The 26,391-nt window shown below is 48.4% G+C and carries 21 protein-coding genes; 14 read left to right on the forward strand and 7 right to left on the reverse strand.

The annotated features are described in order from the left end of the window. Window positions 1–304: 304 nt before the first annotated feature. Window positions 305–1,525, forward strand: coding sequence for a cation:proton antiporter (locus NYE54_RS07030; RefSeq protein ID WP_213645875.1), 1,221 nt, complete (start codon window positions 305–307; stop codon window positions 1,523–1,525). Window positions 1,526–1,606: 81 nt separating this feature from the next. Beyond that, the gene (locus tag NYE54_RS07035) at window positions 1,607–2,095 is read left to right on the forward strand and encodes a cation:proton antiporter regulatory subunit (protein WP_071221197.1); all 489 of its coding nucleotides are present in this window, start codon (window positions 1,607–1,609) and stop codon (window positions 2,093–2,095) included. A gap of 214 nt (window positions 2,096–2,309) precedes the next feature. On the opposite strand, the gene NYE54_RS07040 is transcribed toward NYE54_RS07035, so the two are convergent. After that, window positions 2,310–3,056, reverse strand: coding sequence for a class I SAM-dependent methyltransferase (locus NYE54_RS07040; RefSeq protein ID WP_339271082.1), 747 nt, complete (start codon window positions 3,054–3,056; stop codon window positions 2,310–2,312). A gap of 589 nt (window positions 3,057–3,645) precedes the next feature. Here NYE54_RS07040 and NYE54_RS07045 point away from each other — a divergent pair. The 3 genes from NYE54_RS07045 (at window position 3,646) to NYE54_RS07055 (ending at window position 6,913) form a co-directional block, all read left to right on the forward strand. After that, window positions 3,646–4,830 carry an acyltransferase gene (locus NYE54_RS07045; RefSeq protein WP_339271084.1) on the forward strand — a complete coding sequence of 395 codons (1,185 nt, stop codon included), beginning with the start codon at window positions 3,646–3,648 and terminating at the stop codon, window positions 4,828–4,830. A 151-nt stretch (window positions 4,831–4,981) separates the two neighbouring features. Beyond that, window positions 4,982–5,674, forward strand: a complete 693-nt coding sequence (locus NYE54_RS07050) for a response regulator transcription factor (RefSeq protein ID WP_339271086.1) — start codon at window positions 4,982–4,984, stop codon at window positions 5,672–5,674. A 21-nt stretch (window positions 5,675–5,695) separates the two neighbouring features. Then, a complete protein-coding gene (locus tag NYE54_RS07055) occupies window positions 5,696–6,913 on the forward strand; it encodes an ATP-binding protein (protein WP_339271088.1) in 1,218 nt (405 codons plus the stop codon). A 158-nt stretch (window positions 6,914–7,071) separates the two neighbouring features. On the opposite strand, the gene NYE54_RS07060 is transcribed toward NYE54_RS07055, so the two are convergent. From NYE54_RS07060 to NYE54_RS07070, 3 genes are all read right to left on the reverse strand, one after another. Continuing rightward, window positions 7,072–7,260: a hypothetical protein gene (locus tag NYE54_RS07060; protein WP_339271090.1), complete on the reverse strand. Its 189-nt coding sequence runs from the start codon at window positions 7,258–7,260 to the stop codon at window positions 7,072–7,074. Next, complete coding sequence (locus tag NYE54_RS07065; RefSeq protein ID WP_076322893.1) at window positions 7,257–7,598, reverse strand: sigma-70 family RNA polymerase sigma factor; 342 nt, start codon at window positions 7,596–7,598, stop codon at window positions 7,257–7,259. The genes NYE54_RS07060 and NYE54_RS07065 overlap by 4 nt, the downstream gene beginning before the upstream one ends. Before the next feature lie 230 nt (window positions 7,599–7,828). Beyond that, complete coding sequence (locus tag NYE54_RS07070; RefSeq protein WP_339271092.1) at window positions 7,829–9,541, reverse strand: DUF4127 family protein; 1,713 nt, start codon at window positions 9,539–9,541, stop codon at window positions 7,829–7,831. A 331-nt stretch (window positions 9,542–9,872) separates the two neighbouring features. Here NYE54_RS07070 and NYE54_RS07075 point away from each other — a divergent pair, with 331 nt between their 5' ends. The 9 genes from NYE54_RS07075 (at window position 9,873) to NYE54_RS07115 (ending at window position 22,803) form a co-directional block, all read left to right on the forward strand. After that, on the forward strand, window positions 9,873–10,190 hold the full coding sequence (locus NYE54_RS07075; RefSeq protein WP_339271094.1) for a hypothetical protein: 318 nt from the start codon (window positions 9,873–9,875) through the stop codon (window positions 10,188–10,190). A 195-nt stretch (window positions 10,191–10,385) separates the two neighbouring features. Then, complete coding sequence (locus NYE54_RS07080) at window positions 10,386–12,656, forward strand: PQQ-binding-like beta-propeller repeat protein (RefSeq protein WP_339271096.1); 2,271 nt, start codon at window positions 10,386–10,388, stop codon at window positions 12,654–12,656. 178 nt (window positions 12,657–12,834) lie between these two features. Continuing rightward, entirely contained in the window at window positions 12,835–14,793 is a 1,959-nt protein-coding gene (locus NYE54_RS07085; protein ID WP_339271098.1) for a copper amine oxidase N-terminal domain-containing protein, read from the forward strand. Window positions 14,794–15,013: 220 nt separating this feature from the next. Beyond that, complete coding sequence (locus NYE54_RS07090) at window positions 15,014–17,329, forward strand: helix-turn-helix domain-containing protein (protein ID WP_339271100.1); 2,316 nt, start codon at window positions 15,014–15,016, stop codon at window positions 17,327–17,329. A gap of 190 nt (window positions 17,330–17,519) precedes the next feature. Then, entirely contained in the window at window positions 17,520–18,440 is a 921-nt protein-coding gene (locus tag NYE54_RS07095; RefSeq protein WP_339271102.1) for an ABC transporter permease subunit, read from the forward strand. A 12-nt stretch (window positions 18,441–18,452) separates the two neighbouring features. Further along, a complete protein-coding gene (locus tag NYE54_RS07100) occupies window positions 18,453–19,313 on the forward strand; it encodes a carbohydrate ABC transporter permease (RefSeq protein WP_339271104.1) in 861 nt (286 codons plus the stop codon). A gap of 59 nt (window positions 19,314–19,372) precedes the next feature. Further along, window positions 19,373–20,923 carry an extracellular solute-binding protein gene (locus NYE54_RS07105; RefSeq protein WP_339271106.1) on the forward strand — a complete coding sequence of 517 codons (1,551 nt, stop codon included), beginning with the start codon at window positions 19,373–19,375 and terminating at the stop codon, window positions 20,921–20,923. A 29-nt stretch (window positions 20,924–20,952) separates the two neighbouring features. Further along, on the forward strand, window positions 20,953–22,008 hold the full coding sequence (locus tag NYE54_RS07110) for an amidohydrolase family protein (RefSeq protein WP_076322909.1): 1,056 nt from the start codon (window positions 20,953–20,955) through the stop codon (window positions 22,006–22,008). A gap of 435 nt (window positions 22,009–22,443) precedes the next feature. Next, entirely contained in the window at window positions 22,444–22,803 is a 360-nt protein-coding gene (locus NYE54_RS07115) for a Rieske (2Fe-2S) protein (RefSeq protein WP_339271108.1), read from the forward strand. 1,560 nt (window positions 22,804–24,363) lie between these two features. On the opposite strand, the gene NYE54_RS07120 is transcribed toward NYE54_RS07115, so the two are convergent. The 3 genes from NYE54_RS07120 to NYE54_RS07130 are packed head-to-tail and all read right to left on the reverse strand — an operon-like array spanning window position 24,364 to window position 26,011. Next, window positions 24,364–24,906, reverse strand: coding sequence for a chromate transporter (locus NYE54_RS07120; protein ID WP_339271110.1), 543 nt, complete (start codon window positions 24,904–24,906; stop codon window positions 24,364–24,366). After that, window positions 24,906–25,475 carry a chromate transporter gene (locus NYE54_RS07125; protein ID WP_339273412.1) on the reverse strand — a complete coding sequence of 190 codons (570 nt, stop codon included), beginning with the start codon at window positions 25,473–25,475 and terminating at the stop codon, window positions 24,906–24,908. Before NYE54_RS07125 ends, NYE54_RS07120 begins: the two co-directional genes overlap by 1 nt. 53 nt (window positions 25,476–25,528) lie before the next feature. Next, window positions 25,529–26,011: an Lrp/AsnC family transcriptional regulator gene (locus tag NYE54_RS07130; RefSeq protein ID WP_076322912.1), complete on the reverse strand. Its 483-nt coding sequence runs from the start codon at window positions 26,009–26,011 to the stop codon at window positions 25,529–25,531. Window positions 26,012–26,391 lie beyond the last annotated feature (380 nt).

Here is a 26,391-nt window from a genome sequence, read left to right on the forward strand (position 1 = left end):
AGAGCAAGGGATAGCCTGGAAAATCCATTTTGATTCGCGATATATGTATTTTTTTACCTGATGTATTATTCGTTTTTATGCATAAATATTCATTATCTTTTGTGTGGTAAATTATTTGGATATAATTTATATTTTTTGGAAACCATAAAATCACTAATAAAATTAAGCCTGTACTTTATGTAAATAATGTAGTATCTATTGGGCTATCAAGCAAGAATATTGCTGTTGCTTTGTAAATGTATGCATTTTTATGTATAATAGGAATGATTGCCCGAAGTCAAATTTGAGGAGGAGGAGGTCTTCTATGGACCATATGATGTTTGAGGTTGGAACTGCTCTGATTCTGGTTGCTATAGCCTCCATAATTGCAGGAAAGCTCAAGTTCTCGATTATACCGTTCTTGATTGTACTCGGGATGCTTGTAGGTCCGCATGCACCAACGATAGGAATTCTTGACTTTAAATTTATCGAGAGCCAGGGAATCATCGATTTTCTGGGGCAAATCGGTATTCTATTCTTGCTCTTTTACCTTGGCCTTGAATTCTCTGTTCAAAAATTAATCAAATCCGGACGAAACATAGTGGTAGGCGGAACCATATATGTCATCCTAAACTTTGCACTGGGCCTGGCTTACGGATTTGTAATCAACATGCCGCTATATGAGACGTTAATCATTGCAGGGATGTTGTCCGTTTCCTCTACTGCAATTGTGGCGAAAGTGCTGGTGGATCTGCGGCGCACCGGTAATGCGGAGACGGAGCTTATTCTTGGCATGATTTTGTTCGATGATATATTCCTTGCCGTGTTCTTATCGATTATGTCGGGACTGCTGTTAGGCGGGGCTACATCGGTAGGGGCAACGATTATCTCCGTAGGTATATCCATAGGTTACATGCTGTTGTTCTTTGTTATTGCGAGAAAAGGTCCACCTATACTTAACAAATTGCTGAATATTACATCCAGCGAAATTTTCATTATCGTTGTTTTCTCGTCGATGTTCTTTATTGCTGGATTTTCAGAGACGCTGCACGTAGCTGAAGCGATTGGCGCGCTGTTGTTCGGACTAGCCTTATCCGAGACAGATCATAGTGAACGGATTGAGCAGTTGGTTATTCCTTTCCGTGATTTCTTTGGAGCGATCTTCTTCTTCAGTTTCGGTCTCGGTATCGACCCGACCACGCTGGGGAATGCGTTATGGCTGGCACTCGGTGCCGTGGGACTGACTATTATTGGCAACCTTGTAGCAGGCATGATCGCGGGACGCAAGGCAGGATTATCGCATAAGTCGTCGCTTAACATCGGATTGACTATTATGGCGCGCGGGGAGTTCACGATCATTGTTGCGAATCTGGGACTAGCTGGCGGACTGTCCGCCGTGCTGAAACCGTTCTCGGCGCTATATGTTCTGATTCTTGCGATCCTCGGGCCTCTTCTAGCCAAGGAGTCAAAACGGGTCTATCGTGGCGTGAATAAAATATTCAAATGGAGCGAACCTGTGGAGAAAGTAAAAAAAAGGAAAGTATGAGGATGCTGGGATGATTTACTTTCTTCCAACTAATCTATATAATCTAGAGATTGAATTAACCCCAGAACGGAGGATTTTCACATGAGTATTATTCGCGAATCTGATCTGCCGGGTATCGGGAAGAAATTCCTTATTCAGGCAAGATCAGGGGATAAGCTGGTTATTGTGATTCATGACGATGGCCGTAGAGAACTGTACCATTTTGAAGATGACGATCCTGAGGAGACCATCTCCCAGATTACATTAGAGGATGATGAGGCTAGACAAATTGCCGGCATCATCGGCGGCATGACGTATAAGCCGAAAGCGCTCGAGACGATCGAGGTGACACTTGAAGACCTGATCATCGAATGGGCACGCATCGAGCCGCATTACAAATGCGTGGGACAATCCATTGCAGGGCTTCAGGTTCGTCAACGTACAGGTGCTAATGTATTAGCGATTGTGAACAAGAAAGAGCAGAAAATCAATCCGGGTCCGGACGACATCCTGACAGCGGGATCGACGCTGGTACTAGCGGGCGAGCGCAAGCAGATCAAGCAGCTGAAAGAACTGCTGGTTAACGGTTAATAGCGCTCCTTGGTTGATACGATGATAAACCATACCGAAAGCAAGCTCCTCTTTTGTGGGGGGCTTGCTTTTTTATGCGATGGGCAACCTATTCATCCAAGGGATAATATACGAATCTGTTTTGCATAAAAAAAGCGCCAAGGGCTTTGTCCCTTGTGCGCTTTTTCTGTTTAACAGCGGGATGCTGCGGGTTATGGAATTCCAGAGGGGCCGGTTATTTCCGGGCCACTATCATAAACCGTGCGGAATTCGTCCGAATCCCACGATCTGTGTGATGGTCTCTGATGAACTGCTGCAGGATGCGAAAATCCAATTCCTCCTGTCCAAACCCGGGGATGATGGGCGTGTGCTTGAGCAGAAAGATAAGATCCTCTTCACGCTCATAGTACTCAACCGCATCGTATTCGGCATATTGGATATCGCCGAACCCGGCAAGCCGAAGTTCCTTCATATATTGATCCTTTAAGGCACCGTCTTCACGGGAGGATTGTCCTCTGCCAAAGGCTTGAGCCAGATTGGCTTTATCACATTCGCGAACCTGCTGCGTCAAAAACACGCCATCTTCATCTAGTACTCTTCCCACCTCTGATGCACGGAAAGGGGAGTGTCTGCATGAGATTACATTGAAAAACGCCTCCGGGAATTGAAGAGACTCTGCATTCATCTGCATCAAGCGTACATTGGAAACAGGTACGTTCCGTTTATTCCGCCGGGCTGTCTCTATCATCGCATGCGAAAGATCGATCCCGACCAGCAAGGCTGCTTTGTCGGCGATGGACAACAAGTTCTCTCCACCACCAGTGCCAATATCGAGCACAACATCGGATGGTGTGCAACATTTGCCGACCTCATCGTAAAAATCCCACTCCACACCTTCCGAGATACATCGGACCTGGCTGAAGTCCCAGCCGTTTAAGGCTCCTACAATATCATAAAACTGCTTGTATTCCTGTGAATTCATTTATATTGTCCACCTTCCATATGAGATAAAATGGGATGCTGCAAACCGATTGACCCTCATTCGATCGAAGCCAAAAGCCGGCAGACTTCTTGGTTATAGAGCAGGAGAACTTGTCCATAGGAACGGACGACTCCCTTTCTGTCCGGCAGCTGATTTATGTTATATAGCAAAATGCAGCTCATATGGCTACGAGTTATAATTTTGGCATGGCCCGGTCCTCTGTGAACCCGAGCCTAGCTACTTCGAATGATACGGATCAAGTGCAACATCCCATTCACCCCCATTCTGAAAAGTTTATTTTTGAGATAAGAAAGATATACATCTGAGGCATAGTATCCTTATCTCGCAAGAAAAACTTCCGCTATATGCGGTCTGTCTACTGAGAAAGTACGTCAATAGACGTTTTTCTTATTGTAAGTCCAAGGATTCTTCGTAATCAAGGAGAATTTTATTAGGAGGAAGGACCATAATCTTAAGCAAATGATAAGAATTTGGAAGTGTTGGCGTTAAGAATTGTTTACTATACTAGATAAATCTGTTTCGCAAGGAACGAGAATAATATGATTAAAAACCATGAAAGGGTACTGCCATGAACAAAATAAACGCTTTACCAAGGGAGCGTCTTCCCGAGCTGCAATTGGTACGCGCATTTGCCATCCTCGGCGTGCTGTCCGTGCACTCCACTTCGTATGCTGTATCTGCGATGACAGACTCCAAATACTTTTTTATGTACAATTTCATGAACATCTTCATGAAATACGGAACGCCAACATTTATATTTTTGAGCAGTCTGGTACTCTTTTATAATTACTATGACCGTCCTACGACGAAAAAGCTGATCGGTGGATTTTACAAGAAAAGACTGCTGTATATTATCATTCCATATACGCTGTTCTCTGTGTTCTATTTCGCGCTGCTGCACTATTTATATTATCAGGGCAGACCGTTTGGCGAGACGATGGAGAGCTTTGTTCAAAAGTTGTTGACGGGCAAAGCGTATACGCATCTATATTTCGTATTTATTAGCATTCAGTTTTATGTAATGTTTCCGCTTGTGTTGTGGCTGTTCAAGAAGGTGCCCCAGCTTGCGAAATGGTCGATACCGATTGGACTGGTGATCCAGTGGACGTTTATACTAATGAATAAGTACTATTGGCAGGTACCGAATAAAGGGAGCTGGGCATTGTCCTACATTGCCTATTTCATGCTGGGAGCATTTATCGGCATCTATTACCCGAAACTGAAGGCCTGGCTTGTCATTAGCCGCGCGAACGCACGACCACACCGCATCGCCGCCTGGGTGGTGCTATGGATCGCATGGGCAGCTGCCGGTCTCGGCCATGTGTACATTTATTACAACAACCGTCTTCACGGAACCGGATATAATTCAACGCTGTATGAGCTATTGTGGAATATGCATACTTATTTTGGGGCGCTTGTCCTGCTCCAGTTTGCCATTCTGTTCTATCGGGCAGGGGTGCGCGGATGGACACCAGCGCTGGAGAGACTGGGGGCCGTATCCTTCGGGATATATCTCATTCATCCATTCTTTCTGCTCGTCTACCGGGAGTTTCCGCTAACCACGGGGAGCTCGATGCTGACCCATCTGTGGTATGCAGGAGGTTTTGCGGCAGCGCTAGGCTGTTCATGGATCGTTGTGGAATTGACGGTTCGATATATACCGGGCTCATGGGTGATATTCGGTAATATTCCGAAGGCGAAGAAATCGGTTAAGCCAGTCGATTCGCCGTCCGTGCCGCTTTCCGGTTCGTAGTCGGTTTCATCGCAAACCAGGACGCATCCGAAGACGAGGGCATGGCTATGGAGAAGAAACATCAATTACCGCACCACGCGGTCTGACATCCATGAAGAAAGACGACGTACAGATGTTGTGCTGACGGCCGCATTCGGAACAAGGAGGAGCCATGTCTGGAGTTACGATATTAATGGTTGATGATGAAACCGAAATTTTGAAATTGATGGAGATTTACGTCAGAAATGAGGGCTACACGCTGCTCACCGCATCTCACGGCCTGGAAGCGCTGGAGATTCTAAGAACCCATAAAGTGGATTTAATCATCCTTGATGTCATGATGCCGCAGATGGATGGCATTGAGGCATGTATGAGAATTCGGGAGGAGAACAACACGCCGATCATCATGCTGTCCGCCAAGAGTCAGGAGATTGACAAGATCGCCGGGCTCAGCATCGGCGCGGATGATTATGTGACCAAGCCGTTCAGCCCGCTGGAATTAATCGCTAGAATCAAATCACAGCTCCGCCGATACAAACAGCTGAACAGCAACTCGGTGAGGGATGAGAACGAAATCCAGATCGATGAGCTGATTATGAATGTCGCTTCCCACCGGGTAACGGTGGCAGGCGTTGAGATTAAGCTGACGCCGCGCGAGTTTGCCCTGCTGCATATGCTGGCCATCAATCGCGGACTCGTGCTTAGCATGGACAAGATTTATACCGAGGTGTGGAACGAACCGTTCATGGAATCGAAAAATACGGTCATGGTACATATTCGCAAGCTGCGCGAGAAGATCGAGAAGGATCCGCAGCAGCCGGAATATATTAAGACGGTGTGGGGGATTGGCTACAAAATAGAGTAAACTTAAGCAGAGGTGACTAACTTGAAAGTAATGAAGCTTCATAGCATCCGCCTGAAGATGCTGTTTATGCTGCTTGCCAGCATCGGCATTACGGCAGCCCTGCTTATCATACTCTATGCGTTAAGTACGCTAATACTCTCGATTCCGGCAATCAAGCCGCCGCTCGTCTGGATCATTAACCATATTGGCTCGGATCCGGTTATGCTGGTTACGGGCATCATTCTCTTTTTTGCCAGCTATTATATGAGCACGAAGTGGTTTGTCCTTGATCTGCAGAAAATACAGACCGGTCTTCAGGACATCACGGCGGGACGATTCGATTCCAGAATCGAGCTTAAATCCCAAGATGAATTAGGCGTCGTCGCAACCAGCATAAACCGCATGACCGAACAGCTGAACGTTTATCTGGAGGAAATCAGGAATGGGCTTCGCGAGATTGCCAAGGGGAATTTCGACACCGACATTCCGGTGCAGTCAGGCAGCCAGCTGGGTGAGGTGGCGGAGAGCATCAACCAAATGAGCAGGCAGCTTCACCAATCCATTCTGGAGGAGCGTAACGCGGAGAAAACAAAGAATGATCTGATTACGGGCGTTTCCCATGACTTGCGGACGCCGCTTACATCGATACTGGGATTTCTGGAAGTTATTGAGGAAGACCGGTACCAGGATGAAGTGGAGCTGCGATATTACGTGAATATCGCTTATGAGAAAGCGCAAAATCTAAAGAAGCTCATTGATGATTTGTTCGAATACACACGGATTAATAACGGGCTTCCGCTGGATATCCAGAAGATCGATATGGCTCAGTTCATTAGACAGCTGATCGAGGAATTCGTTCCTGCCCTGGAGAAATCCGGGATGGAATGCAAGCTTGTGGCAGAGGAAGGCCTCATTATTCAGGCAGATGGCGCCCAGCTTGTCCGAGCTTACGAGAATTTGATAACCAATGCGATCCGTTACGGGGATTCGGGCAAAAAGATCGACATCGCCGTCCGCAGCGATGGTAATCAGGTGAGCATTAGCTTCACCAACTACGGAGATCCGATTCCTGAGCGGGATTTGCCGTTCATCTTTGATCGCTTCTACCGTGTGGAGACCTCACGTTCGAAGCAGACAGGGGGTACCGGCTTGGGATTGGCCATTACGAAGAGCATTGTGGAGATCCAAGGCGGTGAAATCCGGGTACGGAGCGACCGGCAGAGGACAACCTTTGAAACGCGGTTTCCTAAAGTCGTATAGTGGCTGCTTCAACTTGCCTGTATGTACTACATCTTTTTTTACAATGTAAAACACAACCCAGTACCGCGACGGTACTGGGTTTGTTGTATACTGGAAAGAAAGAAATTTTTCTAGGGATTAAACCCACTAATATCGAGGCCATAATTGAAACTGCAAAGTTACTCTGTCTCATAGGTATTATTGTTCTCCCGAATCACTTCCATAAACTCCAGGACAATCGTTGATATGGCATCCTCTTGAGGCATATAGATATATTGACTGATTCTCAAAATATCGTCTTTGTATAAATCAATGAGTTGCAGAATGGCTTGATCATCATTCTGCTTTGCAGCTTGCAGCAAAGTCATGAATTCGCGATCTGAGATAACTTTTGGATCATTTTTCTTTTCCATCGGTTCACCGCCTGTTGAGAGATATGGAGCTGCTTGGCTACTTCCGCTTCAGTGAGGTCTTCTATGAAGAGTTTATATATAATGGTTCTCCCTTGCGGGGGTAATGAATCCAGTAATTGACCAATCCAAATGCGGTCATCGGATCTTGCGTGAAATGAGCCTGTCTGCACGGTACTAAAATCAGGGTACGGCGTTTCTCGTTTTCTAAGCTTTTTAGCCTGATATTGTATTCTCCAACCAATTCGATAAATTTCTGTTTTATAGCGTTCGTATGCTGTTATATGCTTCTTCATAACGCATCCCTCCTATGCCTGTCTATAATCGTATTCATCATTTAGGGGAAAAAGAGAAGTTAACGAGCCGCAAAAAAATAAGAACGTTTGTTCCTATTTTATTGTACCATTTTTTACATCTATTGTGAAATGGTACTCTATAAGTTGAACTATTGAATCCACTCATAAAAACGGACAAAAGAAAAAGGACAGCTCCGATAAAGACCGAGCTGTCCTTTTTCATTCTCATGTTATTGGAGTGTGACCCTAGGATTGAGTGTGATCTCAAAGGCTCGCCACCAGATGAAATCAGGATTGTCATAAGCCAGCGAAGCACTGCTGTATTCTGCCAATGTCCACGAACACCCCTTTATTTGTTTGACATTGCATGTCGGAGCGGAGGTGCCAATCAGGAAAGCGTCCCTTCCGGCCAGCGTTGTTTGGTGAATCTGCATTTGATCTCGAAGGATCGTGAACACTTGCTGGTAAGCTGATTCTGTGTTAAAGAGACGCATGTTCTGATCAGCGAACGAGGCTTGAAGATTATCGTAACGAATATGGCTTGGAGTTCTGGAATAGCTTCGGACATCGACGACAGCAAGCCTCTTGTAATAGTAATCCTTCAAAAACCGTTTAAAGAGTAGTGATCCATGAGCGTTAACGGCCATATTCAACTTGGAGGCAGAGGTTTCTGATACCAAAAAAGCATATCTTGCTTGCCCCATGCCAAGCGAGATGCCCATAAGGTTCCCGGCAGTGTTCCATGCACTATAACCTAATAGGCGTCCCGTATACTGGCTGTCTAGCAGCGCTTCCGTTACTGTTGGATTGGCAGAGCCTTTCCCGGTGAAATCCATAACCACGGTTGCTACGAAGTTTGCTCCATTGGCATGGATACGGCTTACGGCATGGGATACCTGTGTTTCGTCTGTGATTGCCAGAATTTCTATGTTTGGTTCGCAAGTTACATATTGGCCGCCAACCACATCAATATGACGAAGAATATTCTGATGTAAAGTCATGTATTCATAGTCGTTGATGATCGTGGATCCATGAGGGCCGTAATATTGCAGCGAAATTTGCGTTTTGCTGCCTTCTCGATGCAATTGATTAGCCATCCGTGCTACCAGAGAATGACCCAAGCCATCTGCATCAGGCAATATAATGGCACGATTCGGATTTTGCCCCTCGCAACCGTCCAGATAACGATCGATGTAGTTCTCCACAAATTTAATTTCATTGATTTGCACACCTTCTACTTTCGCATCGTCCACTCCAACGGCCAGGAAATCAATATAGCCCTGACGTACAAGCCTGTCCAATACATAATGATTGGTTTTAAACTTATGTTGCCTTGTGTTGTAGTAATGGGTTTTATTGAAGTGGACGGTATCGCCCAGCTCGGTGCCATCACTGGATATATTATAGCCGTTCAAAATATCGCTGAAGTCTGTATATTTTTTGCGAGCTATACCCATGAAACTGCGAGACTCGGTGTACGCGTTATAAGAGAGTCCCTCCACATAAGTGGTCGTAGCGAGTCGCAAAATGGTATCAAACACATAGATTGGCTTGCTGGGATAATGTTGTTTAATCTCGCGGATTAGGTCAAGCAAGTCTGTTGTCCCTGAATCATAATGGGGATACGTCCCGCCTCCGCTTGTTCGCAAGCGTCTACTACCGATTAACCCCCCATAAACGAGCATATCGATAGAAATAATAAACCCCTGGACGGAAGAGGCATGATTCAATATGAACTGACGAATATCCTCCGGTTTACCAAAAGTAGGTGCGGAGGTGCCTGTAAGTTGGCTGCCTGAGGCTTCTGCGACCGAATCGATTCGGTTACGAATAACTGCAGCAGTAGGAGTTATCAGGTTCAAGCCCGAAGCTTGTCCCAATTTGATTACATCATCAAGGTTTACTGGGCGATCATCCAAGGGTACATACAATACATTTTTCATTGGTCAACTCTCCTTATTTATGGTTTGATTGGCCTTCATATATATAGGTAAATTTTCCATTCCGTTTACAACCATAAATCATTTATTTTTTTCAATCCAATCTTCCAAGCATTTTAAAGTCAATCCGGATTGCGCTCTGGCTGTTAACCCCTTCAGACGGAGGGAAGTACATGGATTTAAGCATATTTTTCGAATGTATGAAGATCTGATTCAGCATAAGCGAAGGTAATTGTTCAGCTTTATTTAAGCATTCGTTAAGAACTTGCCCCACTGATTGATAAGATATGTTCCTTATACTTTCCTTCAGAGAGTACATAAGGAGGCAGTCGGGATGGGATCCATACATCATGCGAAACGGAACATTAGGCTTACTATGGTATGGCCAGCAATCATAGTATTGGTTGGGGTCTTGCTACTATCGGGGTGCGCAGAGTTCAAGATTTCTGGTGAAGATACCCGGATTGAGAATCGAACCATTGGAGGGGCGGCAGCAGCCAATAGAAACTCATCGATGGCACCAGCATCCTTTCTCGAGCAATTATGGGGGGAAATATCAGACGGGGTGACGAATCGCACCAGAAAAATGAGAGGCAGGCAAACGCCGGGCCATACCCTATCCGAAGCGAGTTGGCGTATGGAGGTACGATAATGCAGGGAAGACGGCTAATTGTGAATATGCTGCAGAAGTCATTTTAACGAGATCCTATCGTGAATGTAGACGACAATAAAGAAAATGAGGACAGCTCCCTTTCCTGGAAGGGAGTTTTTTTGTTTTGATTTTGGAACAGATTGTCTTATAATAGCGTTTACATGATGTATGCTTGTATGGGAGAGGATGGTTTCAGTGAGTTTACGCGTATCGATCCGAAAGCGACTATTCATTGGAATAACGGCAGCTGTCTGTATTTCACTTGTTGGGCAACCGGCTCAGGGTATACAGATGAGCACTCGTATCGTAGTCGCTGGTGCTGCTGAAACTGGGGGCTTTACATCCGGCCAACGCGTTACGATTCAGCAGAAGGCTGCTTTATTTCCTAATACGCTTAGTAAGAATAGCAATCTGACAAAACTCAAGGTGAGCTATTACGGCACCAAGGGGGAAACGCTCCGGCTTTCCTCCGTGAAAGGGGAATTGGCTTTAATCAAATCCGATTCCCGGGGAGACTTATGGCTCCCGACATGGTATGTGTCCAAGGAAGCTGCCCTAGTAAAAGAAATTTCTCCGCTCTCGCTTCAACTGCGCAGCAGCGGCAGTATATATCTTACTCCCGGCAGCACGGTGAAATGGCCAATATCCCAAACGGGAACGTCTCTTATCGCCGTAGCGAAGTGGAAGGACTGGTATGGCGTCATGATCAGTCCTGCCAAGTGGAAGGAAGATTACCGGATCTACCGTCCGGCGATGATGTGGGTGCGAGGCAGTGACGTGACGGCCAAGAAGGCGATGCCTGACGGGCTTCTCGATGGGAATTCGGAAATAACGACGGATGTGGTACGCAACTTGACGGAGTTTCTTTTCAAGAAAGGCACCCCTTCTTCTTATGTGAAAAAGCTGCTTGGCGAGCCGCAGGCGAGGGAGACATCGCGGAATCAGGAGATGAGCTCCAATAAACCGATGATACTTGGAGAGACCTGGAGATATGAGCAGCGGGATGCCCATTATACCGTGACGTTCTCTCCGTCCGGAAAGCTGACGGCCAGCGAGTGGACGATTCCGGGGACCGGATCCCTTGAACGGAGTTTCAGTCCTGGCGATGATTACGAGTTTACCTATCATTTTGCCGCCGTGCCGCCGCCGAAGACCCTAAAAGCTGAGCCCGACTGGCGAAATCAGGGCAATCTGAACTTCACCTTCCTGCTTGAGGCAAACGAGGACGTCCTGCTCCTCAAGGGGGATGATGGCGGATACAGCGGGATGCACGATAATTCATCCTTGTATGCGATTGACCGTGGCACCGGCATGAAGCTGTGGCAGGAGGATGCGGGATTTGGCTGGTATACAGCCGTCACGGATAAGGAGCGGGAGTATGTCACGATGTTCTCGGCTTATAACCCGGTGGTAAAGGATTATGTAGCCCGCGTGCGGCATATCCAGTTGTCGGATGGAAAAGTGTTATGGGAGGTTAAGCCGAAGAACGAATTTGGACTGACGATGACGGCTGCGCAAGACACGGTAGTTCTGGATGAACCGCTCGATCTGAACGAAACCAAAAGTTTGCTGAGCGTGCTGGATCAGGAAACCGGAAAGCTGCGTTGGAAAAAGACGTTGTCCGGCGAACACCGCTTATTGAACCAGGGCACGGACGATCCGTACGTGCTCATCGAGCAGAACGGACAGCTTACCGCTTACGATCCCGAAACCGGCAAAGCCGTATGGGATTACAAAGTCGGGAAAAAGTTCATGGACGATCCGACCCAAGATCCGTATTTTACTGGAGGCTATCGCTACAATCCGGTATCTCCTGCGGATATGACAACAAGATGGATGCTGCTTGGCAAGGAGTGGGTTCTGCTCAATACGGAAACTGGCGAACGCGAAGGCGTGTATCCAGCACGTGAGATGGAACGGTTCGAGGTGCTAAATGAGCGGTATTTGTTGGTGCAGCGCGCGTTGAACGGGAAGTATTTCAGCGGGGCTACCGCTTACGAAAGCGTATTGTATGACAGCTTGGAAGATCGGGAATTATGGACCGTGAAAGGCAAAGCTGCCCGCGGCGCCATTGAGGGAGAGCGAGTCTATCTTACATTGAACGGCATCCCGGCAGCGGTAGATAAAGAAACCGGTAGCGTAATTTGGAAGATGGAGACCATTTCCAAAGCGAGTGACGATCTATCCCATCTAGTTGGCAGCAGTTATGGAATCCTGGACCGCTACCTGCTTCTGAGCTTGGGAAGCGATCTTGTGGTGTTGAACAAGGACGACGGCAGAAGCTTGGGAAGATTGCATAACGTGATTACCGGCAACGTGGATTTGCGAGAGCAATATGCCAGAAACGGTGCACTGAACGTAACGGATCATCAGGTGTTGGTCGGAACAGTGAATGGAGCGTTCATTCGCTATGATGCGGAAGAATTAAAGGCTCGTCTGGATGAACTGTTTGAACGCATGGAATAAAGAATGAATCAAGAGATAAGCGTCCCTGGTGTCTGGAAACAGATGCTGGGGGCGTTTTTTTGGTTTGCAATCTTGCAAATTTTGATATTGTTTCATTTCTATAGGGTGGTATAATATTCCTGGTTCAAATTAACTAGATCTGAAAGACTTACATTCAGATAAGAGATGAGGTTCATTCATGTTCAAGAAAATGTGGGTTCTGCTGTTGGCGGTTTGCGTGATGATCCCGAACGCAGCCGGGGCAGCTTATGGGGAGTCGGGCAAGTCAAGCTCGAAGATTGCAATGTTATTGCCTGATGGTACACCTTTGATGGAGGATGGCACGGTCTGGGTTACGTACAGCCGCCTTCCAATCAACCAAATCCCGATTCCGCTGGGTGGAGATCTGAAGTTCATCGCGGGCTCCAGCGGATATGGATTCGGCGTCAATAACGCGGGTGGACTCGTTATGTGGGGGGAATCGGGATATGAGGCTGTAGCGGGTGTGAACCATGTGAAACAGGTTGGACAAGGCTACTGGTTGACCTCTGACGGCAATGTTCAACGTATGGTTAATTCCAAGCCGCAAGATGTAAAAGGCTTTGAGGGAATAAGCGTTTTTGACGAGAATAAGGGAATTATCGGCGGTGTTACCCAGTCGGGAACAATCTTATATCATAATAGTGCCTATACGCCGGAACCTGTGACGCTTGGTCAAGCAGCGGATGTGAACGCCATTCGCAAAATCAAGGTTGCCGGCGATTACGCCGCTATTTTATACAATGACGGAAGACTTGTGCTGTTCAGTACGCTTCGAATCAATGGCAGCACGACTTATCTGTCCCAAAACCTGATTTCTGACGGGGCTGACATCTCTTTTGGGAAAGAACAGAAACTGATTTTCGTTAAAAAAGATGGAACGGTGTGGAATGCGAGATTGGATGTATTCACGCAAACCTTCGAAATGAGCCCGTTGAACGGGATCAGCGGAGTGAAAGAGATTGTGGGAATCGAAGGTTCCAAAAGCTTTTTTGCCCGGTTATCGGATGGTACTTGGACGGAGTATGATAGTGGACAGCAATACGATGTGGCGGTACCGAGCATTACCGGCGTCACTATTAAGGTATCGAACAGCAAGCCGAAGGTGGGGAGCTCGATCACGCCAACGGTTGAATTTCAGTACAGCAGCGGAGAGAAACACAAGGTTCCGGCGAATATGATCTCGTTATCGGTAGATAAGCCTCATCTGGTCAAGGCAGGGGATAAAGGCACCTATAAAATCATGGGTGTGGGTGAGGCCACGCTGACGGTGGAAGTTGCAGGCAAGAAGCAATCGGTGAAAATCATTTCAGGACTTGGCAAACCGCTGGAGAACGCTAAACAGGAGAAGGGAATTACCTACCTGCCTCTGAAGCCGGTGTTTGAAGCCGTGGGAGGTTCGGTTCAATATCAGGCTGCTTCCAAAACCTTTGATATCACCGTAGGACAGACCGAGCTTACCGTCAAGGCAGGAAGCAAGCAAGCGAAGATCAACGGAAAAACCGTGAATATGAAAGGTGCTCCGATCCAGAACAAAGGGGAGACACTCGTATCCGCGGATCTGCTGACCGCAGCACTGGGTGCAAAACTGAAATGGGACGCATCCAAACAGCAAATGACCGTGACGCTGGGCGCGGCACAATTCGTTGTAAAGGGCGAGCCGAAGAAAGCAACGAGCAGCGGTAACACCGGAAACTCCGGGAAAAGCAAAATGTCATCGGTCCCTGCGACCGGAAGCATGGCTGGTTGGAGGCTGTTAAAAGGCCATGAATATGAAAAATCCTTGCGGATTTATTACCAATACAAGAATGGCATCCTGTCGACCAAAACGGAGGATATCCGTAAGGTGGATTTGAATAAAAAGGTGACTTGGACGGATGATTACGGCCGTAAGCATACCAATACCGTCCGTGAAATCTACTCTCTGTTCACCCTTTCGAATGAATATACCTCTGAATGGCTCCACAAGAAATTCGGTAAGCTTTATGAGGATTGGCTGCTAAGCTCCTTGGTTGATGCCGCTCGTATTGTTGAGCAATATCTGCAAGAGACCGGTCAGATGCCGAGTTATGCACCCAATGTCACCCTGACGCCGGATGCGGTATTTGAATACGAGTGAGTGAACACAAGCAAGGAAAAAAGATATTCTCGTTTCCGATAAGGGCCAGGAGATTCCTGGCTCTTTTTGTTATGGATGCAAACATGTCCGGTAAACGTCATTTCTGTGCAAACTCCATGCACAGAAGTTGCAGCGAATATTATAACTTACATCAAAATATAGTAGACGTAAATGCAAACCTTGTTTACTTGCAATTTTAAATACCAAGGGGGGGACATTCATGAAGCGAAGGACGCCGCCTAACCGATCACCTGAGCCGGGGGATACCGATTCTCTGCCTCCCAGAAGGACCACTCTGTTTTGGAGGCTGTTTGCCAACTATTTTCTCCTCATTCTCATCCCCGTCATTGTTGCTTCGGTTCTTGCGCAGGTGCTGGTCGTTCGCATCATTGAAAAGGATGCCGAGCGTTTTAACCAAGTGATGATGAATCGATTCTCCGAGCAGACGGATACCGAGCTTCAGTCCTTGAAAACGAGCATGATTAATATCCTCAGCACCTCCAGATTACGGAGCGTGCTTCTCGCTCCCATGGCTTCTTCGCCGGAAAGCCAGCTGCTTCCGGAACTGCTTCATTCCCTGCGGGAGCAGCTGCAGCAGCTGGAATCGGATGATCTCGTCGAGAGGGCGTATTATTATTTTGTTCACCAGGATTTGATGATGGATGCCGAAACCTACACGAATAAAGCGTATTATTTCCATTCCCATTATCCCTTGGATCTGAACCGCCGGCATCAGCTGGAAGCTGAATTATCCGGCAAAAAAATGATGGACTTTATGGATACCCCCGACACGTTGACGGCTTCCATGAGCTACCCGTTTAATACCGCGGCTCCTGAAGTCTATCTCCTGGTCGAAGTGAAACGAGACAAGCTTCAGGAGCAGATTCATATTCCGGAGAGCTGGGTTACGGGCACGGCGATTGTGGATGATAGGGCCAAAGTGATCGCCCAGAACGGACTGACCGAGCAGGACCAGCTTGCCCTGCAGCAGCGAATACGTACAGAGGGCATTGCTTCGCAATTCACGATATCGGACAAGACGGGGCTGTCCTTCATGGCATCTGGCTTTGACGAGTCCTGGCATTATATCAGCATGATCGATTTGGGTACATTGATGAAGCCGGTCTATATGACCCGATGGATCTGTTGGTTATTCCTCCTATTCTTTCTCATTGTTGGCGCACTCGCCTCGTATTATTTAAGCCGGCGCTTATATCGGCCGATTCGGGAGATTAAGGATGGACTGAAGCTGCATCACACTCCGAACGGGGAGGTCGGCCACGAAGGAAACGAGTTTGATGTCATCAAACGCTATTCCCAGTTCATTATTACGGAGAATAAAGAGCTGTTCCAGATGGTGAACGGGATGCTGCCGATTGTCCATGAGCAGTTTTTTACGAAAATCCTGCTGGGGCAATACCGCGATGCCTTATCGATTGAGTACTACGCCAAGGAGATTGAGTTTGCCTACAGCCATAAGGCGGCAAGAACCGTCCTGTGCATCTCGTTCCATTATGATCCAACCGTTTACGAGTCGGCATCGGAATCCACCAAGACTTTTTTGCTGACGGAGCTGAAGGACAAGATTCATCGGCTGGCACATGGCATGGTCTGGATCTGCCAGACAAGGCCGGATCTGATAGCTTGCATCGTGGAGCATGGTTCCATTACGGAGGGCGAGGACCATCCGGAACAAATAGCGGAGCAGATAAGGCACGTTTTTCTGGAATACGGTGCTTATTATAAAGCGACCATCGGTATCGGAAAGACCGTTCATGCCATTGAGGAGCTGCACCAGTCTTATGAGCATGCGCTGGCCATGCTGAAGTACCGGGGGCTGCATTCTGCGGTGGAGATTTGCGGCAGTCAGCCTTCCCGGGAGCTGCAGCAGTGGGATTCTTTTCTATCTGTACAGGAGGTTCAGCGGATTCTCAATCAGTACAAAACGAGGGAGTATGACAAGCTGCTTCATTCCGTGCTTGCTCTGCTGGAGGAGGGAGAGGGCAAGGATGCATCTGCCATGCAGATGAAATATCTGCTAGCCGATGTGCTAAACACCTGGATTCGGGCCGTGGAATCGGAGCGCAATGAACTCAACGTTCCGTATTACTCGGGTCTGTTCGAACGAATGAATCGCTGCATGACATGGGACGAGCTGACGTGCTGTTTCGAAGAGATTCATGGTTTTCTGTTCCGGAAGCCGGCTTCCAGCAGCCGGAGTCAACAGTTTAGCGAGATCGTGGAATACATTCATGAGCATTATGATCAAGAGATGTCGATCGAGTATTTTGCCGGTATGTTGAATATGTCCATCGGGCATTTCAGCCGGACCTTCAAGGAGGAGGTCGGGGAGAAATACGTGGAATATATCGCGAAGTACCGGCTGATGAAGGCGAAGCAATTTTTGCTTGAAACCGATTTGAAAATTGACGAAATTGCCGAGAAGGTTGGGTATTGGGGCCGAAATTCTTTGATTCGGGCTTTCCGCCGATATGAAGGCATTACGCCCGCCAAATACCGGAGTTTTCACCAATAGGAAAGAAGAGACTGCATTATTTTCTGAAGTCTCTTTTTTTGCATGGAACAGGCTGAAAGCCTTGCGGCACAGGCAGTGCAAAACATGTGTCTTAAGGAAAAGATGTTTGCTTTACGCGAAGGAAGCACAGCTCGTATAGTGGGGACAACAACGAATGAATGTAAATGCTTTCAATCGGAGGTGGGGATTATTGGCGCAGCTATCACGGATCGGCTATGTTCTGAGAAAACATAAAGCGTTGTACTTGCTGATGCTGCCCGGCATTTTGTACTACTTGATATTTAAGTACGCGCCGATGTACGGCATCATCATTGCCTTCCAGGACTATTCGATCGGCCGGGGTATTTTGGGAAGCCAGTTTGTCGGATTCAAGCATTTGATTGAATTTTTCTACGTCACCCCCGATGCATGGAAGCTGATTCGCAACACGATCATGCTGAATGTGTATGATCTCCTGTTTCATTTTCCGGCGCCGATCATTCTGGCGATCCTGTTCCATGAGTTGAAGAGCAAATGGTTCAAACGGTTTGTGCAAAACATCAGCTATATGCCGCATTTCCTATCCACCGTCGTGATCGCGGGCATTCTCGTGACCTTCCTGTCTCCCACCACGGGCGTGGTGAACCATCTGCTCGTCAAGCTGCTTGGCATCGAGCCGATCATGTTTCTGGGCATGCCTGAGTGGTTCCGGACGGTGTATGTGGGCTCCGAAATATGGCAGAAGGTGGGGTGGGGCACCATTCTCTATCTGGCTGCGATTGCCGGAATCGATCCGACGCTGTATGAAGCGGCCAAGATGGATGGGGCGAACCGGTGGCAGCAGGTCAGACATATTACGTTCATCGGCATGGTGCCTGTCATGATTATTCTGTTTGTACTATCGCTCGGTAATTTCATGGAGGCCAGCTTCGAGAAAATACTATTGATCTACAACACGATGAATTATGAAACCTCGGATGTCATTAACACCTTTGTGTACCGGCGGGGCATCCTCGATGCCGATTTCAGCTTCGCCACCGCGGTGGGCCTGTTCCAATCGGCGATTGGCTTCATTCTGGTCGTTGCGGCCAATCGGATCGTACGCAAATATTCGGAGACCAGCCTGTGGTAAGGGAGGTGCGCGATGAAAAAGCAGGAAAGCTTCGCCTCGAAGCTGTTTGACGTATTCAATGTATTGTTCATGATTGTGCTGATCATTGTAATGGCTTATCCGATGGTTTACGTATTCTCGGCTTCCATCAGCAACAATGCCATGGTCGCGAGTGGCGCCGTGCTGCTATGGCCGAAGAAGATCACGCTGATCGCTTACGAGCAGCTTATCTATAACCCGGATCTCTGGGTGAGTTATTGGAATACGATCCGTTATACCTTCCTTCAGACGGTACTGACGCTGATTGCGACCTCCGCCATGGCATATCCGCTTGCGAAACGATGGCTGCCCGGCCGAAGAGTGATTCTGCTGATGGCGGCGTTCACACTACTGTTCAGCGGCGGCATGATTCCAACCTTCCTGATCGTTCAAAGGCTGGGGATGCTCGATACGATATGGGCGATCGTGCTCCCGTCACTGATCAGCACATGGTATCTGTTTATCATGCGGACATTCTTCGAGGCGCTGCCGGAGGAGCTTGAGGACGCGGCTGCCATCGACGGATGCGGGTCCATGCAGATTCTGGTGCGGATCGTGCTGCCTTTATCCGTACCGGTGATGGTCACGATCGGCCTGTTCACGGCCGTGAATCAATGGAACTCTTTTTTCAGCGCTTTGATCTATCTGAATGACCGGGAGATGTACCCGCTGCAGATTATGATGCGCAACATCCTGATCGCCGGTACGAATGTGCAGGGCGAGGGAGACCTGACACATCTGGAGACGTTGAAATACGCCATGATCATGATCGGTACGCTGCCGATCCTATGCGTCTATCCGTTTATCCACAAATATTTTGTACAGGGCACGATGATTGGCGGCATTAAGGGGTAGTTATGGATTTCAAGCAAATCCGTCTCTATACGTTGTGAAGATAAAAGGGAGGTTAGGGAATGAGGAGAAAGGGGTTCAGAACTGCGCTTGCCATGATCCTGCTCAGCGCGATGCTGGTTGCGGGATGCTCCGGCGGGGGCAAGGATGATTCGGGAACGTTAAGTCCTGACAAACCGGTTACTTTTTCTTGGCTGGTATACGACCGGGTCGAGGGAAAGGTTCGGGATGACTGGGAGATTTTCAAAGAGATCGAGGCGAAGACGGGCGTCAAAGTGAAGTTCCAGATCGTGAGCCAGGAGGGGCTTGAGGAGAAGAGGCAGATCATGATTGCCACAAATACCGCCACGGATTTTATCCAGGTGCCGACGCAGGACGGCAGGGAGCATGGACCGGAGAAGGTGTTCCTGAATCTCAATGATTACTTGGATCGGGCGCCGAATCTGAAAGCCTTTTACGACAAATATCCTGAGGCCAAGGCGCTGGCAACGGGCACGGACGGAGGCTTGTACACCGTACCCGTGTTGGAAGGGGATGCGGAGGGCAAGGGCTTCAACTTTATCTGGTATGCCCGCAAGGATATCATGGATCAGCATGGGATAAAGGCACCGACCACCGTGGACGAATTTTATCAGTATCTGAAAACATTGAAAGAGAAGGTTCCGGATTCCTATCCGCTCATATCCAACGCCATCGTTGGCGATACAGGGCTGTATACGACCTTCGGGCGTATATTCACGGGGATCAGCGGTTTCTACAATCTGGATCCGACCACGGATCAATACGCGTTTGCCCCATATCATGAGAATTATCAGGATATGTTGGTCTATCTGAATAAGCTGTATGCGGAAAAATTGCTGGATCCGGAATTCTCGCTGCTGACGCAAGCGCAGTGGGAGGAGCGAATACTAACCGGCAAATCCTTGGTGACGTTTTTCTGGAAGGCGGACCTGGAGTCGCTCGTAGCGAAGGCGAGGGGGGCTGGTACGGCCGAGTATGAACTCGACGCGATTCCTTCCTTTGCCGCCGAAGGGATCAAGAACTATCAGTTTTCCCGTCCGGTCGTTGGCACTGTCGGTCGAGCGATATCGGCCAAAGTGAAGGATAAAGAGCGTGCCGTTCAATTCCTTGATTATTTGGTCAGCGAAGAGGGAACGAATTATCTGTCCCTGGGAATCGAAGGCAAAACGTATACGATGGAGGACGGTAAAGCGGTATATAACAAGGAATTTGGCGAGTCTCCGTTTAATGCGCTGCGCAAGGACTGGGGCGTATGGTATGACCTGATCACGCTGAATAACGCTAAATCCCGTGAAGTATGGGAGCGTGGTTTAAGCGAGAAGAGCAAGGATATCAATGCCCGGTACGAGCAGTACATTGTCCCGGCACCGAAACAGATCGTCAAGACGGAAGAGGAGCTGGAGCTCGAGAAATCGAAGCTGAACAATCTGAACAAATTCCTTGAGCAAAAGGTGACGGAGTTCGTGACCGGCAAAACCCCGATTAACGACACCACCTATCAGCAATTTATTGACCAGGCCAAGAAACTCGGCTCCGATGAACTCCTTACTATGTACAACACCGCCTACACGCGCACGTACGGCGGTAAGTAATTACTTATGGAGATTGGAGGAATCAGGCAATGGACGATATGAAAATTATCGACGTCGACGTTCATAACGAGCAGGACGACAGGGCGCTGCTTCCATATTTGCAGGAGCCCTGGCGCTCCCGGGTAGCCGCATCTGGCATCGGTTATGCAGGCTCAGGGTATTACTCGCCAATCGGCGTGATGAAAAAGGACTCGATCCCTCCGGGGGGTGGCAAAGCCGGTTCCGACCCCGATTATATGATCAAGCAGCTGATCGAGGGCTATAATCTGGACTACGCCGTGTTGACGGGCGTTGTCTACAACATCTCTTCCACCCATGATCCGGATTATGCAGCCGCGATATGCTCGGCCTATAACGATTATCTGATCGCCGAGTGGCTCGGCAAACATAAAGCATTCAAAGGCGCAATGGCGGTAGCGACTCAGGACCCTTTGCTGGCGGCACGCGAGATCGACCGGATCGGCGGCCATCCGGATATCGTGGAGGTGATGATCTCCAGCGCGGCGCGTTCGCCGCTGGGTCAGCGTCATTATCACCCGATCTACGAAGCAGCGGAGCGCAAGGGTCTCCCAATCGGGATCCATCCGGGAGCGGAAGGCGGCGGGAGCTCGACGGCTCCCACCGCGGCCGGCTACCCGACCCGCTACATTGAGTGGCACACCTGCCTCTCCCAGATGTTCATGGCGCATCTGGTGAGCATGGTATGCGAGGGCGTATTCGTGAAGTACCCGAACCTGAAGGTCGTTCTGGTTGAAGGCGGAGTGGCTTGGCTGCCGGGCCTGATGTGGCGGCTGGACAAAAATTACAAGGCGCTGCGCGCAACCGTGCCCTGGCTGACGAGAATGCCGAGCGAATACATCCGGGATCATTGCTACTTATCCACGCAGCCGATTGAGGAGCCCGACAATCCGCAGCATCTCATCGATCTCTTCAACATGATCGATGCCGAGAACATGCTGCTCTACTCCAGCGACTACCCGCATTGGGACTTCGACTCGCCAAGCCATATTTTGCGGGGGCTGAAGCCGGAGGCCCGGCGGAAGATTTTTTACGAGAATGCGAAGCAGCTGTACAGATTGGATTGAGCGGATGGATGATGAACGTAGAGCCAATTTGATGAAACTAACTTGCATGATCGAAGTTAGCTCGCATGGTCGAAACTAGCTCGCATGATCGAAGCAAGTTTGCATGATCGAAGCTAGCTCGCATGAACGAAACCAGCCTACTAGATGAGATTAGCTTGCTAGATTGAAACTGGTCAACGATGAACGTCAATAACTGGCAACTTTTTTACTGAGCAGGAGTAGGTTATGAACTCGATGATTTGGACTGCTGGATAGAATACCTTAGCTAAATTGAGCCATTGGATTAATTAATATGATAGGGAGTGGCCGGGCAGATAGGGTAACTCGACAACCGGGATTAATGAATTTGACTGGAGTCAACTAAGGTACTCTGGATGAATAGCACGCGGTGAAAGACAAACAACGAACTGGGCGCACAGGCAAGGAGGTGCATGAATGGGAGTACATTACGTGCTGGCGGAGGAGGACATACCGGAGGGCGGACACCAGGTCGTAAACATTGAGGGACGCGAAATTGGAATCTATCGGATCAACGGCGAGTTTCATGCGATTCTCAACTACTGTCCGCATCAGGGGGCGCCGATCTGCGCAGGACTGGTCTCCGGTACGACGCTTCCTTCGGAGGTATACGACTACGAATACGGCCGGACAGGCGAGATCGTCCGCTGTCCCTGGCATGGCTGGGAGTTTGACCTGCAGACCGGCAAGTCGCTGTTCAGCGACCGCATCCGGGTGAAGAAGTATAAGGTAGAGATACATGAGGGCAAGATCGGGGTGGTGATGGGGAGGAAGTAGGTGGGGAGTTGAAAGAGTATCATTAAGGACAGAGGGACTCCATCCAATGTGAACAGACGTGGGGCCGTCGAGCATTGGATACTTGTTGGATGCAGGTGACGATTGGATACTTGATGGATGCAGGTGACGATCAAGGCACATTCGTTGGGAGTTGGGTATAACGAGATGTCGCTATTACATTGGTGTGGCATTGAGATATAATCGGATGTGGCAAATTACCTGGCCTGCTCCTGGTTATTGTGACCTTGCGCCACTTCCTGGGATTACTTAATGGGAAACTGCAGGTTTCATTGCCAAATCATGGGCGCTCAAGGTACTTGTGTCAGCTTTTAACGGACTCTAGATCCGTTATTTTAAGATCACAACCCGATTATTTACAAAGTACCGGACTCCAGATCCGCTATTGTGCGAATTACGGGTGCCAATACCAATAAAGACAGCAAATAAGGTCCTCTGGGTCCGCTAAAGTTACCAAAAGGGTTGTTTTGGACAAAATAAGGTATTCTGTGTCCGTTAGGAAGTCTTCACGACGAATAAGAGGACTTTCGGACATATTAAATGATATGGCGATCATATTTTGGGCGTCCGGTTAAGGCGGATGTGGCAAATTACCTGGCCTGCTCCTGGTTATTGTGACCTTGCGCCACTCCTTGGGATTACTTAATGGGAAACTGCAGGTTTCTTTGCCAACCATGGGCGCTCAAGGTACTTGTGTCAGCTGTTAACGGACCCTAGATCCGTTATTTAAGTCCAAAACTACGTTTTTTTACAAAGTACCGGACTCCAGATCCGCTATTGTGCGAATTACGGGTGCCAATACCAATAAAGACAGCAAATAAGGTCCTCTGGGTCCGCTAAAGTTACCAAAAGGGCTGTTTTGGACAAAATAAGGTATTCTGTGTCCATTAGGAAGTCTTCACGACGAATAAGAGGACTTTCGGACATATTAAATGATATGGCGATCGTATTTTGGGCGTCCGGTTAAGGCGGATGTGGCAAATTACCTGGCCTGCTCCTGGTTATTGTGACCTTGCGCCACTTCTTGGGATTACTTAATGGGAAACTGCAGGTTTCATTGCCAACCATGGGCGCTCAAGGTACTTGTGTCAGCTTTTAACGGACTCTAGATCCGTTATTTAAGATCACAACCCGATTATTTACAAAGTACCGGACTCCAGATCCGCTATTGTGCGAATTACGGGTGCCAATACCAATAAAGACAGCAAATAAGGTCCTCTGGGTCCGCTAAAGTTACCAAAAGGGTCGTTTTGGACAAAATAAGGTATTCTGTGTCCGTTAGGAAGTCTTCACGACGAATAAGAGGACTTTCGGACATATTAAATGATATGGCGATCATATACCGTCCGGTTCACAGGTGAATTTCTACTCATTGCCCTATCAGTCTGAGCGGGGGACAGGTAAGGTGCGTGATCCGGGGCATGCTTGGATGGCTATCGACTGAAAAAAAGAGCGAGTATGGTGGGAATGAGTCCCACACACTCGCTCTTTTAGTCATGGCGATTATCCCGAACGGGTTATAGTTGTTCTATACAATCCCCCTCACACCACCTGCGACAACACCAATCCCCCGTAAGCAAACGCGGCCAGGATTACCAGCGCTGGGTGGATCTTGCGGATGTTCATGGCCCAGAAGGCGATGGCGGCGATGCCGAGGGATTGCAGAAGGCCGATGGAGATGACCGAGCTTTTGCCCATCTGCCAGGTCAGGGTCAGCATCATGATGGCGATGACCGGCTGAACTAACAGGGTCATGCCTTTGACGACTGGCGACGTACGGTATTTCTGCAGCAGATTCAAGAGCCAGATGAGAGCTACCGCCGAAGGAATAACCGTAGCCGCGAGGGCAAGGGTCATGCCCATCCAGCCGGATACGTCGTACCCGACAAAAGCGGCGATTTTGGTGGCGATCGGCCCGGGAAGCGCGTTGCCAAGGGCCAGCATGTTGGAGAACTCCGGATCGGTCAGCCATCCGTGATTCGTGACGATCTCCTTGTACATGAGCGGGATGGAAGCGGGACCGCCGCCATAACCGAGCACGTTGGAGACGAAAAAGCTGATCAGCAGCTGAAGCCATTCTTCCATTAGGCGGACCCCTCCTTATCCTGTCTTTGTTTTTTTAATTTGGCTACGGTTTTGAAATGTACGGTGCCGTAGGCAAGGAACAGTATAATGACAATGGCCGGATGAATCTGGAAACTCTCCAGCAGAAGAAACGATACTGCGAAAAATCCGATCCCGGCGTAGATGCCGAGCCCCTTTACAGCCTTCTCGCCGAATTCGTAAGCCATCGTTCCCAGCATCACGGCAATGACCGGCGTAACGCCGGCAATCATGCCTGCCACCACTTTGGAGCTGCTAAGGAACGTCACCGCCGACAACAGCGCGATCATCGCAATACAGGTCGGAAGGATATGCGCGAGAATGGCAACTATGGCGCCAAGCACCCCTTTTTCCCGGTAACCGAGATAGGCGGCCATCTTCGTGGCGATGGGACCCGGAAGCGCGTTGGCTAACGCGAGCACCTCCCCGAATTCATCGTCGCTGAGCCAGTTGTAACGAACGACGGCCTCGTGACGGATCAACGGAATAACTGAAGGACCGCCGCCGTAGCCGAGTATTCCGGTTCGGAACATTCCGAACGTTAATTCCATGTATGGGTTGCTAGTTTTATCAGGCAAGGTATGAGTCCTTTCTGTTGTAAGAGTTAAAGTCGGATGCCCATTCGGCTTTTATAACGCTTGATTAAGATCTGCGTATCCACACTTGTAATGCCCGGGAGCGGGTAAAGCTTCTCATTTAAAAACATTTCCATTTCCTTATGATCGGTAAATAGTCCGTGCATATGCAGCTTGCTGGGACCGGTCATATGATACAGACTTGTTACATACGGCTCGTTCTCCAATGTGTCCGCTACCTGCTGTAGATGTTTGGGTTCGACCTCCACATTGAAAAAAGCAGACACCGAAATCCCCACTTTCTCCGGATTAATGACCGCCGCGAACCGTTCAATGACGCCGTCATCGATTAGGGCGTTGACCCTAGCCTGTACGGCAACGCGGGACAACCCAATCTCCTTAGCCAAATCCGTGTACGAGATTCGCCCGTTCTTGCCGAGGATCGCAATGATTTTGCGGTCCGTATCATCAATCAGGGGAGGCCCGTTTTCACCGGAAGAATGAATATTCATGGGCTGCAGCTCCTTTGGTTTTACTTATATGTAAGAGTTAGCCGACATAATTATTACAAAACGTAATTAAAATGAAGGTTATACTTGCGATACGTTTAAATATATAAGCAATTTATAATATTTTCAATCTGATTTGCAAAGTTTGAAACTTTTTGTCCGCTTTTCAAGTCTAAGACTATGGATAGAAAAAGATAGATTTGATTTATTTGGATCTACAACCACTTTTAATCCGTTAAAAAAAATCTGGGGGCATTAGGGGATCGGAAGAATAATCCGCATGCGTAGTGCTGAAAGGGCTAACTGGTTAGAATCCATTATGTAATTCTATTAAATGGTTCATTTTATAGAATTACCCTTTTATATCAAATTATGATAGGATA

The sequence above is a fragment of the Paenibacillus sp. FSL K6-1330 genome (genome assembly GCF_037976825.1).
Classification (GTDB): domain Bacteria; phylum Bacillota; class Bacilli; order Paenibacillales; family Paenibacillaceae; genus Paenibacillus_AQ.